The sequence below is a fragment of the Streptomyces sp. NPDC050617 genome, assembly GCF_040654795.1.
Taxonomy (GTDB): Bacteria; Actinomycetota; Actinomycetes; order Streptomycetales; family Streptomycetaceae; genus Streptomyces.
Genome location: NZ_JBFAIS010000005.1, coordinates 42797 through 57310, shown reverse-complemented (window position 1 = coordinate 57310; position 14514 = coordinate 42797). Strand labels below are relative to the sequence as shown.

The 14514-nt window shown below is 73.8% G+C and carries 16 protein-coding genes; 10 read left to right on the top strand and 6 right to left on the bottom strand.

Translation table 11 applies throughout. The features are described from left to right. Window positions 1–6 precede the first annotated feature (6 nt). Window positions 7–972 (top strand): folate-binding protein, encoded by a 966-nt coding sequence (locus AB0I49_RS08800; protein WP_363226134.1) that lies wholly within the window; start codon window positions 7–9, stop codon window positions 970–972. A 67-nt stretch (window positions 973–1039) separates the two neighbouring features. Here the strand turns inward: AB0I49_RS08800 and dtd are convergent, their stop codons facing one another. Next, on the bottom strand, window positions 1040–1465 hold the full coding sequence (gene dtd, locus AB0I49_RS08795) for a D-aminoacyl-tRNA deacylase (protein WP_363226133.1): 426 nt from the start codon (window positions 1463–1465) through the stop codon (window positions 1040–1042). A gap of 158 nt (window positions 1466–1623) precedes the next feature. On the opposite strand from dtd, the gene AB0I49_RS08790 reads away from it, so the two are divergent. The 3 genes from AB0I49_RS08790 to AB0I49_RS08780 all read left to right on the top strand — a co-directional run bounded on the left by AB0I49_RS08790 (window position 1624) and on the right by AB0I49_RS08780 (window position 4647). Further along, entirely contained in the window at window positions 1624–2265 is a 642-nt protein-coding gene (locus tag AB0I49_RS08790) for an ABC transporter substrate-binding protein (protein ID WP_363226132.1), read from the top strand. 62 nt (window positions 2266–2327) lie between these two features. Beyond that, window positions 2328–3314 (top strand): asparaginase, encoded by a 987-nt coding sequence (locus AB0I49_RS08785; protein WP_363226131.1) that lies wholly within the window; start codon window positions 2328–2330, stop codon window positions 3312–3314. Window positions 3315–3378: 64 nt separating this feature from the next. Further along, window positions 3379–4647 (top strand): GNAT family N-acetyltransferase, encoded by a 1269-nt coding sequence (locus tag AB0I49_RS08780; RefSeq protein ID WP_363226130.1) that lies wholly within the window; start codon window positions 3379–3381, stop codon window positions 4645–4647. 86 nt (window positions 4648–4733) lie between these two features. Here AB0I49_RS08780 and soxR read toward each other — a convergent pair whose 3' ends face one another. Further along, window positions 4734–5189 (bottom strand): redox-sensitive transcriptional activator SoxR, encoded by a 456-nt coding sequence (gene soxR / locus AB0I49_RS08775; RefSeq protein ID WP_363226129.1) that lies wholly within the window; start codon window positions 5187–5189, stop codon window positions 4734–4736. Between the two features lie 95 nt (window positions 5190–5284). On the opposite strand from soxR, the gene AB0I49_RS08770 reads away from it, so the two are divergent. Then, window positions 5285–5923, top strand: a complete 639-nt coding sequence (locus tag AB0I49_RS08770; RefSeq protein ID WP_363226128.1) for an NAD(P)H-dependent oxidoreductase — start codon at window positions 5285–5287, stop codon at window positions 5921–5923. 380 nt (window positions 5924–6303) lie between these two features. On the opposite strand, the gene AB0I49_RS08765 is transcribed toward AB0I49_RS08770, so the two are convergent. Continuing rightward, complete coding sequence (locus AB0I49_RS08765) at window positions 6304–7065, bottom strand: phenylalanine--tRNA ligase beta subunit-related protein (protein WP_363226127.1); 762 nt, start codon at window positions 7063–7065, stop codon at window positions 6304–6306. 303 nt (window positions 7066–7368) lie between these two features. On the opposite strand from AB0I49_RS08765, the gene AB0I49_RS08760 reads away from it, so the two are divergent. After that, window positions 7369–8358, top strand: coding sequence for a CopD family protein (locus AB0I49_RS08760; RefSeq protein WP_363226126.1), 990 nt, complete (start codon window positions 7369–7371; stop codon window positions 8356–8358). A gap of 37 nt (window positions 8359–8395) precedes the next feature. On the opposite strand, the gene AB0I49_RS08755 is transcribed toward AB0I49_RS08760, so the two are convergent. Further along, on the bottom strand, window positions 8396–9631 hold the full coding sequence (locus AB0I49_RS08755) for a pyridoxal-phosphate dependent enzyme (RefSeq protein WP_363226125.1): 1236 nt from the start codon (window positions 9629–9631) through the stop codon (window positions 8396–8398). An 84-nt stretch (window positions 9632–9715) separates the two neighbouring features. On the opposite strand from AB0I49_RS08755, the gene AB0I49_RS08750 reads away from it, so the two are divergent. The 3 genes from AB0I49_RS08750 (at window position 9716) to AB0I49_RS08740 (ending at window position 12597) form a co-directional block, all read left to right on the top strand. Beyond that, the gene (locus AB0I49_RS08750; RefSeq protein WP_363226124.1) at window positions 9716–10708 is read left to right on the top strand and encodes a LysR substrate-binding domain-containing protein; all 993 of its coding nucleotides are present in this window, start codon (window positions 9716–9718) and stop codon (window positions 10706–10708) included. 150 nt (window positions 10709–10858) lie between these two features. Continuing rightward, window positions 10859–11215, top strand: a complete 357-nt coding sequence (locus AB0I49_RS08745; RefSeq protein WP_363226123.1) for a YciI family protein — start codon at window positions 10859–10861, stop codon at window positions 11213–11215. A gap of 101 nt (window positions 11216–11316) precedes the next feature. After that, a complete protein-coding gene (locus tag AB0I49_RS08740; protein ID WP_363226392.1) occupies window positions 11317–12597 on the top strand; it encodes an RNA polymerase sigma factor in 1281 nt (426 codons plus the stop codon). Between the two features lie 69 nt (window positions 12598–12666). Here AB0I49_RS08740 and AB0I49_RS08735 read toward each other — a convergent pair whose 3' ends face one another. After that, window positions 12667–13014: an ArsR family transcriptional regulator gene (locus tag AB0I49_RS08735; RefSeq protein ID WP_363226122.1), complete on the bottom strand. Its 348-nt coding sequence runs from the start codon at window positions 13012–13014 to the stop codon at window positions 12667–12669. A gap of 135 nt (window positions 13015–13149) precedes the next feature. Here AB0I49_RS08735 and AB0I49_RS08730 point away from each other — a divergent pair, with 135 nt between their 5' ends. After that, window positions 13150–13449, top strand: a complete 300-nt coding sequence (locus AB0I49_RS08730; RefSeq protein WP_363226121.1) for a muconolactone Delta-isomerase family protein — start codon at window positions 13150–13152, stop codon at window positions 13447–13449. Window positions 13450–13522: 73 nt separating this feature from the next. Here AB0I49_RS08730 and AB0I49_RS08725 read toward each other — a convergent pair whose 3' ends face one another. Further along, entirely contained in the window at window positions 13523–14479 is a 957-nt protein-coding gene (locus AB0I49_RS08725) for an aminoglycoside phosphotransferase family protein (protein ID WP_363226120.1), read from the bottom strand. Window positions 14480–14514: the final 35 nt, after the last annotated feature.

The following is a 14514-nucleotide window of genomic DNA, read 5'->3' as shown; positions in this document are numbered from 1 at the left end:
GGACGCATGAAGAGCCCTTTGCTGTCGCTGCCCGGCGCCGTCCCCGGCGAGGGCCCCGACGAAGGAGTCGCCGCGCACTACGGCGACCTGTTCCGCGAGCAGCGCGCGCTCGCCGACGGCACCGGTTTCGTGGACCTCTCGCACCGCGGGGTGGTCACCGTCGCCGGCGCCGAACGCCTGGCCTGGCTGCACCTGCTCCTCACCCAGCACGTCAGCGAACTCCCGGCCGGCCAGGCCACGGAGGCGCTGATCCTCTCCGCCAACGGCCATATCGAGCACGCCCTCTACCTCGTCGACGACGGGGAGACCACGTGGATCCACGTGGAGCCCGGCACCCAGGAGGCGCTGATCGCCTATCTGGAAAGCATGAAGTTCTTCTACCGCGTCGAGGTCGCCGACCGCACCGCCGACATCGCGGTGGTGCACCTCCCGGCGGGCTCGATCGCCGCGGCGCCGGAGGGCGTGACGGTGCGCGAGACCCCGCACGGCCGCGACCTGTTCCTGCCGCGGGCCGACCTGGAGGGGTTCGCCGCCGCGCACGGGCCGGCCGCGGGTTCGCTCGCGTACGAGGCGCTGCGCGTCGAGGCGCACCGGCCCCGGCTCGGCCTGGAGACCGACCACCGCACCATCCCGCACGAACTGGGCTGGATCGGCGGCGCGGTGCACCTCCAGAAGGGCTGCTACCGCGGCCAGGAGACGGTGGCGCGGGTGCACAACCTGGGCAAGCCGCCGCGGCGGCTGGTCTTCCTGCACCTCGACGGCAGCGAGGTGAAGCTGCCCGCGCACGGCGCGCCGGTGCGGCTGGCGGCGGACGGCCCGGAGGGGCGTCAGCTGGGGTTCGTCACGACGTCCGCGCGCCACCACGAGCTGGGGCCGATCGCGCTCGCCCTGGTGAAGCGGAACGTGCCCCTCGACGCCGCACTGATCGCGGACGGCACGGCGGCGGCACAGGAAGTGGTCGTGGAGCCGTAGCCGCGGGGCTCCCGGCCGGGGGCCCCGGAGCCCTAGCCGCCGGGGCTCCCGGCCGGGGCCCGCCCCCTCAGACCTCGATCAGCACCGTGAACGGGCCGTTGTTCGTGAGCGAGACCTTCATGGCCGCTCCGAAGCGGCCCGTCTCCACGTGTGCGCCGAGCTCCCGCAGCCGCGCCACGACCTCGGCCACCAGCGGCTCGGCGACCTCGCCGGGCGCCGCCGCGTTCCAGGTGGGCCGACGCCCCTTCCGGGCGTCACCGAGGAGGGTGAACTGGGAGATCACCAGCAGCGGCGCCCCGACGTCCGAGCAGGACTTCTCGTCCTCCAGAACCCGTACGGACCACAGCTTGCGGGCCAGTTGAGCGGCCTTCTCCGCCGTGTCGTCATGGCCGACCCCGACCAGTACGCACAGCCCCTGGCCCACGATCTCGCCGACCGTCTCGCCGTCCACGGCGACGCTCGCCCCGTCCACCCTCTGCACCACAGCTCGCATACGGACCATGATGCCTTGGGCCCGGTGTACGGCCGTCCGGGGCTGTTCGGGTGCAGACGCCCTGCGACGGAGGCGCCCAGAGTGGCACGATGCGTGCAGGCGGTGCGTTATGTGGGCAACGTGACCTGGTCACGCACCGCCCGAGGGGACGGAAACGCATGATCACACCCGGCGCCGGGCAGACACCCGGCCCCGTATCCACTGCCCGCTCCACCACCGGCCGCGCCGGCGCGGCTCGTACCGAGGACGGCCTCATGCTCCAGAGCGAAGCATTGCAGCCCAGACCCCCGATCCAGCGCTCCGGAAGACTGGCCGACATGCCGGTACGGGAACTGGCCGAGCTGCGCCTCGCCGAACTGCGCACGCTGCGCCGCGACGCGCAGCAGGACGAGGCCGACCTCAGCTATGTGCGGCGGCTGCTCCAGGGCCGCATCGACATCCTGCGAGCCGAGCTGGCGCGGCGCACGGCGCCCCGTTCGCCGGTGGTCGACCGGCTCTCGGAGATCCTCGCCGACGTGCCGTCCACGCACCGCTCCTCCGCCCGGCATGTGACGCTCGGCATGCCGCACAGCGAGGAGTTCCGGCGGCTGGCCGAGGACATGCTCTCCGAGGTCGAGCTGTCCGACCTGGAGGCCCGTACGGACCAGGAACTGCACACGGCGATGGGCCGGCTCATCCGCTATGAGCAGCAGGTGTCGCGCCGCCGCCAGCAGCTTCAGCACACGGCGGACGATTGCGGCGCGGAGATCGCCCGCAGGTACCGTGAGGGAGAAGCACAAGTAGACGATCTGCTCTCCTGACGTCCGCGGGGCCGCCGGTTCCACCGGACCGCCGGGGAGTGCGCACCCCCGGAAGGCCCTCGATGTCCTCTTCCAGCCCCGCGGCTGCCGGCCCCGCGGCCGACGCCGCCATATCCCCGGTCCTCGCCGAGGTCGTACGCTCCGGTTTCGTCGAGGGCCGCCACCGCGGTTCGCTGGTGGTGCTGGCCGCCGACGGGAGCGTGGAGCTCGCGCTCGGCGAGGCGTCCGCGCCGGTCTTCCCGCGCTCCAGCAACAAGCCGATGCAGGCCGCGGCGGTGCTGCGGGCCGGGCTGGAGCTGTCCGGCGAGCGGCTGGCCCTGGCGGCCGCGAGCCATTCCGGTGAATCGTTTCACCTCGATCTGGTGCGCAAGCTGCTCACCGAGTACGGCCTCTCCGAGGAAGACCTCCAGACCTCGCCCGACCTGCCGCTGGACCCCGTCGAGGCGCAGGCGTACCTGGCCGCCGGCCACACCCCCGACCGCGTCACGATGAACTGCTCCGGCAAGCACACCGCCATGCTCGCCGCCTGCGCCGCGAACGGCTGGCCGCAGGACTCCTACCTCGCCCCGGACCACCCCCTCCAGCGGCTCGTCCTCCAGGTCGTCGAGGAGGCGAGCGGCGAGCGCGTCGCGCACGTGGGCACGGACGGCTGCGGGGCGCCGCTGATGTCCCTGACCCTGACCGGCCTGGCCCGCGCCTTCCGCACGTTCGTGCTGGCCGCGCCGGGCAGCGCGGAGCGGCGGGTCGCGGACGCGATGCGCGCCCACCCCGAGTACGTGGCCGGCACCCGCCGCCCCGACACCTGGCTGATGAGCGAGGTGCCGGGCGCCCTGTCGAAGATGGGCGCGGAGGCCGTGCAGGCCGTGGCGCTGCCGGACGGCCGGGCCCTCGCCTTCAAGATCGACGACGGATCCGGACGCGCGCTCGGCCCCGTACTGGCGCGGGCGCTCATCCTCCTCGGCGTCGACTCCCCCGTCGTCGCCCGCATCGGCGACGCACCGCTGCTCGGCGGCGGCGAGCGGGTGGGCGAGGTCCGCGCGGCGTTCTGAGGCGGTCCCGCCTCCCCGGGGAAATTCGGGTGCGGGCCCGGACGGGCGCACCTAGCGTGTGCCCATGAGTCCAGAGGTCCAGGTCCGTACGATCGCCGAATCCGACGTCCCGGACTGGTGCCGGGCGATGCACGTCGGGTTCCTGCGCCGTCCCACGGTCTCCAAGGAGGAGGTCGAGGTCCGGCTGGCGGGCATCGACCTCGCCCGTACGCAAGGCGCGTTCGCGGCGGGTCCGGACGGCGCGGGCCGCTGCGTGGCCACCTTCCGCAGCTTCGCGCAGCAGCTCACGGTGGTCGGCGGCGCCGCGGTGCCGGCCGACGCGATCAGCAATGTGACGGTGTCGCCGACGCACCGCCGCCGCGGCCTGCTCAGCCGCATGATGGACGCCGATCTGCGGCTCGCCAAGGAGCGCGGCGACGCCGTCGCGACGCTGATCTCCGCCGAATACCCGATCTACGGGCGGTACGGCTTCGGCCCCGCCACCTGGATCACCGAGTGGGAGATCGACGTGGCGCGCACCGCCCTCGACCGGCGGTACGCGGGCCCCGCGGACGGCGGCCGGGTGGACTTCGCGACCCCCGAGGCCGTACGGGAACTCGGCCCCGCCTTCCACGAACGGCTCCGCGCGGTACGGCCCGGCCTGATAGACCGCAGCGAGCGCTGGTGGCGGCTGGAGACCGGCGCGCTGTCCCCCACCTCGTCGGACGAGCCGTGGAAGGAACCCTTCTACGCCGTCTACCGGGGCCCGGACGGAACGGTCGACGGCCTGCTCTCGTACCAGGTCGAGGAGGGCTGGGACGGCAAGCTGCCCGACAACACGGCGGCCGTGCGCAGCCTGCTCGCCGCCTCGCCCGCGGCCGAGCGCGCCCTGTGGCACTTCGTCCTGTCGGTCGACTGGATATCCAAGGTCCGCAGCGGCCACCGCGCCCCCGACGACGTGCTCCCGCTCCTGCTCGGCGACCCCCGCGCGGCCCGCGTCATCACCCACGCCGACTATCTGTGGCTCCGGCCGCTGGACGTGCCGCGGCTGCTGGAGGCCCGTACGTACGGAACGACGGCCGCCCTGGTCCTGGACGTACGGGACCCCGCGGGCCTGGCCTCCGGCCGCTACCTCCTGGACGCGGCCCCCGACGGCGCGACCTGCGCCCCGACGACGCGCTCGCCCGATCTGACCCTGGACGTCGGGGAGTTGGGAACTCTGTACCTAGGCGACGAGTCCGCGGTGCGGCTCGCCGCGCTGGGCCGGGTGCGGGAGGAGCGCGAGGGGGCGGCGGCGACGGCGGACGCGCTGCTGCGGACGTCGCGCCGCCCGTGGTGCCCGGACGTCTTCTGACGCGTGAGGGCTTGCGGGGCGCGCGGCCGTGCGACGCGGCGACCGTACGGCCCCGCGGGCCTACGAGCCGATGAGCTTGCGCGGGTTTACGAGCCGATGAGCTTGCGCGGGCCCGGGCCCTCCGCCTGGAGCCGGTCGCCCGGGTTGGCGAGGATGCAGCGGTCGATGGTCAGGCAGCCGCAGCCGATGCAGTCGGTCAGATGGTCGCGGAGCCTGGTCATCTGATCGATGCGTTCGGTCAGATCCTGCCGCCAGCACTCGGAGACCCGCGCCCAGTCCTCGCGGGTGGGCGTGCGGTTCTCGGGGAGCATCGCGAGGGCGTCCCGGATGGCGGCGAGCGGGATGCCGAGCCGCTGCGAGACCCGGATGAAGGCGACGCGGCGGAGCGTATCGCGGGCGTAGCGGCGCTGATTGCCGCTGGTGCGGCGGCTGTTGATGAGTTCCTGGCGCTCGTAGAAGCGGAGCGCGGAGGCGGGGACGCCGCTGCGCTCGGAGAGTTCGCCGACGGTCAGTTCTTTGGCCTGCCAGGGGACTTGGGTCATGGGGACCAGACTAACTTGACTTAAACCATTGTTTAAGTTGGAGGCTCTTTCCCACGGCACACCCGCCGTTCCGAACGCCTGGGGAAGGATTCGCCATGACCACCACGCCCGTCACCCCCGCTACGCACACCACGCCCGCGACACCCGCTGCGCCCGAACGCCCCTACCGGCTGGCCGTGATCATCGGCTCCACGCGGGAGGGCCGCTTCGGCCCCACCGTCGCCAACTGGTTCATCGCCCAGGCCGCGCGCCGCGACGACGTCGAGACGCACGTCGTCGACCTGGCCGAGACCCCGCTCCCGATGAACCTCAGCGGCGAGCCCGACGCCGAGTCCGCCGCCGCCCTGGCCGCCGTCACCCCGCACCTGGCCGCCGCCGACGCCTTCGTCGTCGTGACCCCCGAGTACAACCACAGCTACCCCGCCTCCCTCAAGAACCTCATCGACTGGCACCGCGAGGAATGGCAGGCCAAGCCCGTCGGCTTCGTCTCCTACGGCGGCCTCTCCGGCGGCCTGCGCGCCGTCGAGCACCTGCGCCCGGTCTTCGCCGAACTCCACACGGTCACCGTCCGCGACACGGTCAGCTTCCACATGCCCTGGGGCCAGTTCGACGAGGACGGCAGCCACAAGGACGGCGCGGCGGCCGCGGCGGCCACCAAGACCATGCTCGACCAGCTCGGGTGGTGGGCACGGGCCCTGATGACGGCGCGGGAGGCGCGACCGTACGGGAGTTGAGACGGGCGCGTTCCGGCGGGGGGGTGGGGCGGCTGGGGCTGGCGGCTGGCGTCTGGGGGCTGGGGCTGGCGGCTGGGGGCTGGCGGCTGGGGGCTGGCGGCTGGGGGCTGGCGGCTGTACGTCGTCTGCGGGCCGTGGGGAGCCGGGGTCCGTACACAGGGGGGGCGGGTGTCGGCCGGGGGCGGGTGCGCCCGGTGACGAGCGCCGGACCAGTGCGTGGGCGCTCACTGGCGCGGTCCGCGGATGCTGGACCGACGCTCGGGCGCCGACCCGACGCTCGGGCGCTGGACCGGTGCGTGAGCGCCGGCCTGGCTTCGAGCGCGTCGCGCCGCCGTCGCGGGGCTGCCTCCCGTACACCCGCGCCCCGCCCGGCGCAGCCGCTACTCGCCCCCGCCCCCGTTCCCGCCCCCGGTCGCCGCGACGAGGCGCGTGGCGAGGCGTACGCCGGGGCTGGACTCGGCCAGGGCCTCGGAGAGCGCGTCGCCCGCGGCGGTCAGGGCCGCGTCGTCCATGGGGCCGAGCGCGTCGAGGAGGAAGAAGGCGCGGGTGGTGTCGTGGGTGAGGCGGGTACGGACGCACTGCCGCCAGTTCCAGCGGCGGCAGGTGACGCCCGCGTCGTCGCGCCATACGACCTCCCCGGCGGCGGGGTGCTCGACGACACTCTCGCCCCCGGCGGCCGTCACGAACTCCTCGGTGCCGTCAGCCCGTACGAGCCGGGCCGCGCCCTCATAGTGGTCGAGGTCCTCGCCGCCCAGCGGCACGACGTGCGCGACCGAGACCGCGTTGTAGATGTCGGTGAGCCGGTCCACGCGCGGCAGCCCGTCGGCGGCCCGGCGCAGCAGCGCCTCCGCGCTGGGCCGGGTCCGCTGCGGCTTCGCGCCGAAGGCGCGGAACGCCTCGCGCCAGGCCGCGAGGTGCGGGTGCTCCTCGGCCGCCCGCCCGTCGGCGAGCCACTTGCGCGCGGACTCCTCGGCCGCCGCGAGCATCCGCTCCCCGACGGCGTCGCTGGGGCCGGGGACCAGCCCCTCGGCCGTGATGAGCAGGGCGCGGTAGTCGGGGCGCAGCTCCCGCACGGCGGGATCGATCGCGGCGGCGTCGAGCCAGGCGGCGGTGTCGGTATTAACGGCGTTCACGTCGGTCATGTCTCTCTTCACAGGCGGGGGGTCCGGCCTCCACGGTAAGCGGGGCGCACGGGCAGGCGCGGGCACGCAGGGGCATCGACCGCAGGTGGTGACCGATGGCAGTGACCGATGGCCGGGCTCGGCATGGCCCGGCCGGAGGCGACCGCCCACCCGCAGGCCACAGGCCGCAGGCAACGGCACACCCCGGCCGCTGACCGCGGCGCCAGCCGCTTGGCTGCGGCCGGGGGACCCGTCGTACCCAGGTGGACCAGCGTGGCGCGCGCCGGTCTTGCCGGATTTGTACGGTCCGGGGACGATCGCCCGATGATGCTTCCGGGCTCTTCGGTCACCGACACCCGCCGCCGGCGCGCGAGACTGATCGCCGCGGTGGCGGCACCCGCGGCGGTGTTCCTCATCGTCTCGCTGCTCGGCGCCACGGCCGCCCTGTCCGGCACGAACGAGATCACGGTGCCGGGCGCGGGGATCACGACCATGCTGCGAACGGTGCTGCTGGCCGCGTTCTCCCTCCAACTGGGCGAAGCAGCCGCCAACCGGCTCGCGCGCACGGTCCCCGACGCGCCCGAACTAACCCCGCGCAGCTGGGGGTTGGCGGCGTCCGTCGCCGGGTGCGCGGCGGCGGCCGGCCAGATCGCCGTACTCGCCGGGGACGGCTCACTGGCGGCGGGGCTGACGGGCGGCGACCTCGTCGGGACGTACGCGACGCGGCCCGGCGGGCTGGCGCTGCTGGAAGCCAACGGCTTCCTCTTCGCGGCCGTCTGCATCGCGCTGCGCCGCCCCGGCCTCGCCCCGGCCCCGCTGGCGCTGGTCGCCGTCGGGGAGGCGCTACGGGCACACCCGGAGGCCGACAGTCCGTTGCTGGGTTCGCTGCTGACGCTCATTCACCTGAGCGCGGCGGCGCTGTGGGCGGGCGGGCTGGTGCACGTACTGCGCACGATGCGCTTGTGGCGGGGCCGACCGGACGCAGCCAAGGCGCTGCTGCGCCGTTACGCCCGGCCGGCCGCCGTCCTCTTCGCGGCCCTGGCGGTGACGGGCACCCTCAGCACCCTGCGCCGACTGCCGCTCGAAGCGGCGCTGACGACGGCGTACGGGCGCGCGCTGCTCGCCAAGCTGGCCCTGGTGGCCGTCGTAGCCGCCCTGGCCCTCGCCGCCCGCCTCCGCCTCCCCCGCTCCCCGGACCCCAACGCCCCCTCCGGCCCCACCCGTCCGGCTCGCGCGGAGGCGGTGGCCCTGGCGGCGGTCATCCTGGTCTCGGCGATCATCACGGCCCTGCCGCTGCCGGCGGCGAACGGCTGACCACCGGCGGGGCCGTGGCCCCTGTCGTCGAACTCCCTCATCCGCCATGCGGGTTGGCGGCCGCGCCCTCCGTACTCAAGGCGACGACAACGGCATCGGTGGCGACATCGGTACCGACGTCGGTGGCGGTATCGCTATCGGCGGCGGCATCGGCGGCGGCGCCGGACCCGAGCCCCAGTTCCGTACGGCGGTCCGCGGCGCCCTCGCCGGTGAGGGCGGCGCGCAGGCCCGCGAGGGAGGCGGCCCCGCAGGGGCCGGAGGAGACGCCGTGCGCGGCCAGCGCCCTGGCCGCGACGGCGCCGGCGGCGTCCGTCACGGTGACGGCCGCGTCCAGGCCGTCGCGCAGATAGGGCCACGCCAGGCTGGAGGGAGTGCCGCAGTTGAGGCCGGCCATGGTCGTGGCGCCGGTGGCCACGGTGAGCGGCCGCCCGGCCAGCAGGCTGTGCAGCACCCCCGCCGCGTTCTCGGGCTCCACCGACAGCAACGCCGCCCCGCCCGCCGAGCGCCGGCCGCGGTAGTGGGTGACGGCGGCCTGGGCGAGCGAGCCGACGCCGACGGGGACGGCGACGAGCGAGGGCGCCCCGGCGCCCGCGGCCGTCAGCTGGTCGTCGACCTCGGCGAACAGGGTGGAGTACCCCTCGGCGATCCAGCCGGGGATCTCCTCGTAGCCGGGCCAGGCGGTGTCCTGGACGAGGACCGAGTCCGGCGCGGCGGCCGCCGCCTCCGCGGCGCGCACGGCGTCGTCGTAGACGCCCGGCACCTCGGTGACCCGCGCCCCCTCCCCCGCGATGGCGGCCACGGCCCCCGGATGCACCCCGGCCGCCACGAAGACGTGCGCCCGGTGCCCGAGCAGCCTGGCGGTACGGGCCACCGCCCGCCCGTGGTTCCCGTCGGTCGCGGTGACCAGCCGCAGCGGAGCGCCGTCTCCCGCCCCGCGGGACGACAGGACCCGGTGCACCGCCCACGACGCGCCCAGCGCCTTGAACGCCGGCAGCCCCAGCCGCGACGACTCGTCCTTGACGAAGAACCGGCCGACGCCCAGTTCGGCGGCGATCTCCGGAAGTTCGGTCAGCGGCGTGGGACGGTATCCGGGCAGCGAGGCGTGGAAGGCCCGTACGTCGGCGGGCGCGGGTTCGCAGGTCCAGGCGCGGGCGGCCGGACGCGCGTACCAGGAGGGCGTACGGACGGGCGTACGAGCGGGCGTACGCGCGGCAGGCCCGCCGGCGGGCGTACGAGCGGGCGTACGGGCGGAGGCGGCAGCGATCTTCGGCATGGGGCCAGCTTGCGATCCGGGCAACCCATCGGTCCAGCAAATGTTTCCGACCTATATTCGTCAGGTGAGCCGAAGGGAGCGCCGATGTTCGACCTGCACCGGCTGCGGCTGCTGCGCGAGCTCAAGCACCGCGGGACCCTCGCGGCGGTCGCCGCGGCCCTCTCCTACAGCCCGTCGTCCGTCTCGCAGCAGCTCTCCCAGCTGGAGGCGGAGGTCGGCGTTCCGCTGCTGGAGCCCGTGGGGCGGAGGGTCCGGCTCACCGAGCAGGCGGAGATCCTCGTGGCCCACACCGAAGCGGTGCTCGAACGCCTGGAACGCGCCGAGGCCGACATCGCCGCCTCCCTCACCGACCTCTCCGGCAGCCTGCGCGTCGCCACCTTCCAGACCGCCGCGCTCACCCTGGTCCCGGCCGCGCTGACGCTGCTGCGCGACGCGCACCCCAGGCTGCGCGTGCACGTCACCCAGATGGAGCCGGAACGGGCGCTGCCCGCCCTCCTCGCCCGCGACTTCGACCTGGTCATCGCCGAGGAGTACCCGGGCAGCCCCGGCCCCCGGCCGGACGGCCTGGAGCGGGAGGACCTGTACGAGGACCCCATGCACCTGGCCACGCCGCCGCCCCCGGCCCCCACCGACTCCACGGACCTCACGGGCCCTACGAACCTCATGGGCCCCGCGGGTCCCACAGACCTCACGAGCCCCACGGCAACGGCGAACACCACGGCCACGAGCCCCCGAGCGACGCTCCGTGCACAGGCCGACCGCCCCTGGGTGCTGGAGCCCGAGGGCACGGCCGCCCGCTGCTGGGCGATGGCCCTGTGCCGCACGGCCGGCTTCGAGCCCGACGTACGCTTCGAATCCACCGACCTCCTGCTCCACCTGCGCCTCGTCGAACAGGGCCACGCCGTCGCCCTGCTGCCGGACCTCGTATGGAACGGCCGCCCCCCGACCGTCCCCCTGCACCGCCTCCCCCGCGGCCACCGCTCGCGCCGCCTCGCCACGGCCGTACGCCGCGGCAGCAGCGGCCACCCGGCCGTGGCCGCCTGCCGCCGCGCACTGAGACGAGGGGCAGGCACGTAAGCGGGGGACGCGACACCTTGCCCGAACCTCCGGGGCGGGCACGAAAAATTCTCCGAGAAACTTCGGCGGAGCTGTCGATCCGGGCGTCTCCCGTTCGACGCAAGGGTGAGAGGCGGGGAGAGCCCCCGCCCTCCCGACCGAGGAGTCACCATGCCGCGCTACCTGACGATGATCCGCATCGACGAGCGGAACTCCCCCGCCGACGGCCCCAGCCCCGAGTTGCTGGAGCGGATGGGCGCACTGCTGGAGGAGATCACCAAGGCCGGGGTCATGCTGGACACGGCCGGTCTCAAGCCGACCGCCGAGGGCACCCGCGTCACCTGGTCCGGCGGCAAGATGAGCTGCACCGACGGGCCCTTCACGGAGAGCAAGGAGGTCATCGGCGGCTACTCCATCATCCAGGCCAAGGACAAGGCCGAGGCGGTGGAGTGGACCAAGCGGTTCCTGCGGACGCATGAGGACTACTGGACCATCACGGCTGAAGTCCGCGAGATCATCGAAGCCTGACCCGGCCGCGCCTGCTCGAACACGCTTGCCCCACCCTTGCGCGGCTGCTCTGATAAGTGGCCGTGACGGCAGCAGCGAGTACGAGCAGGACGACGGAAACGATCCGAACCTCGAAGACGGCCAAGGCAGCCGAATCGGTCGAGACGGTGTTCAGGATCGAGTCCGCGCGGATCATCGCCGGTGTCGCCCGGATCGTACGGGACGTGGGCATCGCCGAGGAGCTGGCGCAGGACGCCCTGGTCGCCGCGTTGGAACAGTGGCCCGAGTCGGGCGTACCGGAGAAGCCGGGCGCCTGGCTCATGGCCACCGCCAAGCACCGCGCGATCGACCTCGTACGCCGCAAGGAGACGTACGCGCGCAAGCTCGCGGAGGTCGGGCGCGCGCTGACCGACGTAGCGCCGCCATACCCCGAAGACCCCGGACACCCCGAAGACCCCGAGCACTCCGAAGGCGCCGCGGACGCCGGGGCCATCGGTGACGATCTGCTGCGGCTGATCTTCACGGCGTGCCACCCCGTGCTGTCGACCGAGGCGCGGATCGCGCTCACCCTGCGGCTGCTGGGCGGGCTGACGACGGCGGAGATCGCCCGCGCCTTCCTGGCCTCGGAGCCGACGGTCGCCCAGCGCATCGTCCGGGCGAAACGCGCGCTCGCCAAGGCCGGGGTCCCCTTCGAAGTGCCGGGAGCCGCCGAGAGGGCGGCACGCCTCTCCTCGGTACTGGAGGTCATCTACCTCATTTTCAACGAGGGTTACTCGGCGACGGCCGGCGAGGACCTGGTGCGCCCGGCGCTGTGCGAGGAGGCGCTCCGCCTCGCCCGGGTCCTCGCGGGTCTGATGCCCGGCGAGCCGGAAGTGCACGGTCTGGCGGCGCTCCTGGAGTTCCAGGCGTCGCGCATCGCGGCGCGTACGGGCCCGGACGGCGCGCCGGTGCTCCTCGCCGACCAGGACCGGAGCAGGTGGAACCGGATGCTCGTCCGCCGCGGCATCGAGGCCCTGCACCGCGCGGGCCACGGCCCGTACGCCGTCCAGGCCGCGATCGCCGCGTGCCACGCGCAGGCGGTCCGTTACGAGGACACGGACTGGGCGACGATCGCCGCGCTGTACGGGCGGCTGATGGCCCTGGCCCCGTCCCCGGTGGTGGAGCTGAACCGCGCCGTCGCCGTCTCGATGGCCCAAGGCCCGGAGGCCGCCCTGCACTTGGTGGACGCGCTGGCCGACGAACCGGCCCTGAAGGGGTACCACCTCCTGCCGAGCGTCCGGGGCGATCTGCTGGAGCGCCTGGGCCGCGCCGACGAGGCCCGTACGGAATTCGCCCGCGCGGCGTCCCTGACCCGCAACGCCCGCGAGCAGGCACTCCTGCTGGAACGGGCGGGCCGCAGGTAGTCGCGTACGTCCGTGAGCAGGCGGGCGTCGCCTTGCTCCGACGCCCCTGACACCGCCCCTGACACCGCCTCAGTCGCCCGCCGGTCCGCGACCCGGCCGGCTTCCCGTCCCCTGTGCCGCGAACACCCGCAGCACGTTGTCCAGGACACCCGGAAACCGCTGGAACGCCTCTTCGCGCAGGGACACGTAACACCGCGTCCCCTCCAGCCGGTGCCAGGTGAACCCCGCCTCCCGGAGGATCTTCATGTGGTGGCTGACCGTCGAGGGCCCCACCCCGAGCTCGAAGTCCTCCCGAGGGTGCTCGCGGCGGTCGGCGAGCACTCCGACGATCCGCAGCCGCACCGAGTCGCCCAGGGCGGCGAGGGCCTGGGCGAGGTGGATGTCCTGCGGGTCGGGGTGGTGGATCTGTCGTGGCATGGGGCCAGAATACATTTCTTCGATGTTCGACGAACATCGATGTATGGTCGATCGCGCTGTGGCGGAGCACCGGCACCAAAGGGCGACGCAAAACGGCGCACGACGACGAACAACGACGAGAGGTAGGGAAACCCAATGGACTTCCTCGTACGCATCGACACGACCCGCGCCTACGAACTCCCCGCCGACGAGCGGGAGGACCTGATCACGCGGGAGCGCGTCCGAGGCCGCGAGCTCATGAGCCAGGGCGTACTGCGCCACTTCTGGCGCCTCCCCGGCCGCCGCGCCAACATCGGCATCTGGACGACGGCGGACGTGGACGCGCTGGAGGAGGCGCTGGAGAGCCTGCCGATCCGCCCGTACGCCGAGATCGACATCACGCCGCTCGCGACGCATCCGATGACGAAGGAGAAGGAGGCCGCGACCACAGCCTGAGGACCCGCCTGTCCGACGCATCCGGCGCAACCGGCGCACTCGACGCACTCGGCGCACCCGGCGCAGGGGGAAATCAACGCGCCGCGGCGTCCGCGAGGATCGCCTCAAGCCGCGCCCGGCACTCGGCAACGAAGGCCGGGAAGGTGCGCCAGTAGTACGCGATGCCGCTGACGCCCACCGCGATCGCCCAGGCGCGGGCGCGGGCCCAGGTGGCGTCGTCGAGGTTCAGGGCGTCCCAGTAGGCCCGCCGTGCCTGCGGCGGAAGATCCCAGAGGGGCGAGTGCTCCGCGTCGGGGAGACCGATCGAGAGCCCTCCGAAGTCGATGACCGCGTGCAGTTCCCCGTCCCTGACCAGGAGATTGGTCGGCTTGAGGTCGCCGTGGAGCCACACGTGGGGCCCGGTGGACTCGGGCAGCGCGAGCGCGGCCCGCCACATCCCTTCCAGAGCGTCGATGTCGAGCTCGGCATCGGGTTCGGCACCGGGTTCGGCATCGAGCTCGGCACCGGGCTCCGAACCCACGAGGGCTCGGCACTCATCGAAACACCCGCTGACCCACTGGTCACACGGCCCCAAGCCGCCCCCGCGGTACCAGTTGAGACCGTCCGCACGCGTCGCCCCCATGAGGTCGACGCGATGGAGCTCCCGCACGACAGCCGCCAGGTCCGCCCCGAACGCGGCCCAGTCCCGTACGGTCTCCGGCCCGGCCACGTCCCCGTCGATCCACCGGTAGACCGACCACAACAGCGGAAAGTCGCCGGTCGGCGTCCCGGCGTGCACGGGCTCGGGAATCGGCCAGGAGAAGCGGGGCGCCAGGCGGGGAAGCCATTCCTGTTCCTTCCGTACGGACTGCGCGTTGCCGGCGGTCCGCGGAAGCCGTACGAGCAGGTCGGCGCCGAGCCGGTACATGGTGTTGTCCGTACCCGCGCCCGCGGGCGACAGGGGGAGCCCGGCCCACTCCGGGCGCTGCGCCTTCAGCAGCGAACGGACCAGGGGCTCGTCGGCGGGGATCTCGTCCTCGTGAAGCGTCACGCGGGAAGTCTCGGCGACGGGAGGGACGGGAAGCC

Excerpts from the sequence above, each read along its gene's own strand:
- AB0I49_RS08800 (WP_363226134.1), top strand. The coding sequence starts at position 7 with ATGAAGAGCCCTTTGCTGTCGCTGCCCGGCGCCGTCCCCGGCGAGGGC.
- dtd (WP_363226133.1), bottom strand. The coding sequence starts at position 1,465 with ATGCGAGCTGTGGTGCAGAGGGTGGACGGGGCGAGCGTCGCCGTGGAC.
- AB0I49_RS08790 (WP_363226132.1), top strand. The coding sequence starts at position 1,624 with ATGATCACACCCGGCGCCGGGCAGACACCCGGCCCCGTATCCACTGCC.
- AB0I49_RS08785 (WP_363226131.1), top strand. The coding sequence starts at position 2,328 with ATGTCCTCTTCCAGCCCCGCGGCTGCCGGCCCCGCGGCCGACGCCGCC.
- AB0I49_RS08780 (WP_363226130.1), top strand. The coding sequence starts at position 3,379 with ATGAGTCCAGAGGTCCAGGTCCGTACGATCGCCGAATCCGACGTCCCG.
- soxR (WP_363226129.1), bottom strand. The coding sequence starts at position 5,189 with ATGACCCAAGTCCCCTGGCAGGCCAAAGAACTGACCGTCGGCGAACTC.
- AB0I49_RS08770 (WP_363226128.1), top strand. The coding sequence starts at position 5,285 with ATGACCACCACGCCCGTCACCCCCGCTACGCACACCACGCCCGCGACA.
- AB0I49_RS08765 (WP_363226127.1), bottom strand. The coding sequence starts at position 7,065 with ATGACCGACGTGAACGCCGTTAATACCGACACCGCCGCCTGGCTCGAC.
- AB0I49_RS08760 (WP_363226126.1), top strand. The coding sequence starts at position 7,369 with ATGATGCTTCCGGGCTCTTCGGTCACCGACACCCGCCGCCGGCGCGCG.
- AB0I49_RS08755 (WP_363226125.1), bottom strand. The coding sequence starts at position 9,631 with ATGCCGAAGATCGCTGCCGCCTCCGCCCGTACGCCCGCTCGTACGCCC.
- AB0I49_RS08750 (WP_363226124.1), top strand. The coding sequence starts at position 9,716 with ATGTTCGACCTGCACCGGCTGCGGCTGCTGCGCGAGCTCAAGCACCGC.
- AB0I49_RS08745 (WP_363226123.1), top strand. The coding sequence starts at position 10,859 with ATGCCGCGCTACCTGACGATGATCCGCATCGACGAGCGGAACTCCCCC.
- AB0I49_RS08735 (WP_363226122.1), bottom strand. The coding sequence starts at position 13,014 with ATGCCACGACAGATCCACCACCCCGACCCGCAGGACATCCACCTCGCC.
- AB0I49_RS08730 (WP_363226121.1), top strand. The coding sequence starts at position 13,150 with ATGGACTTCCTCGTACGCATCGACACGACCCGCGCCTACGAACTCCCC.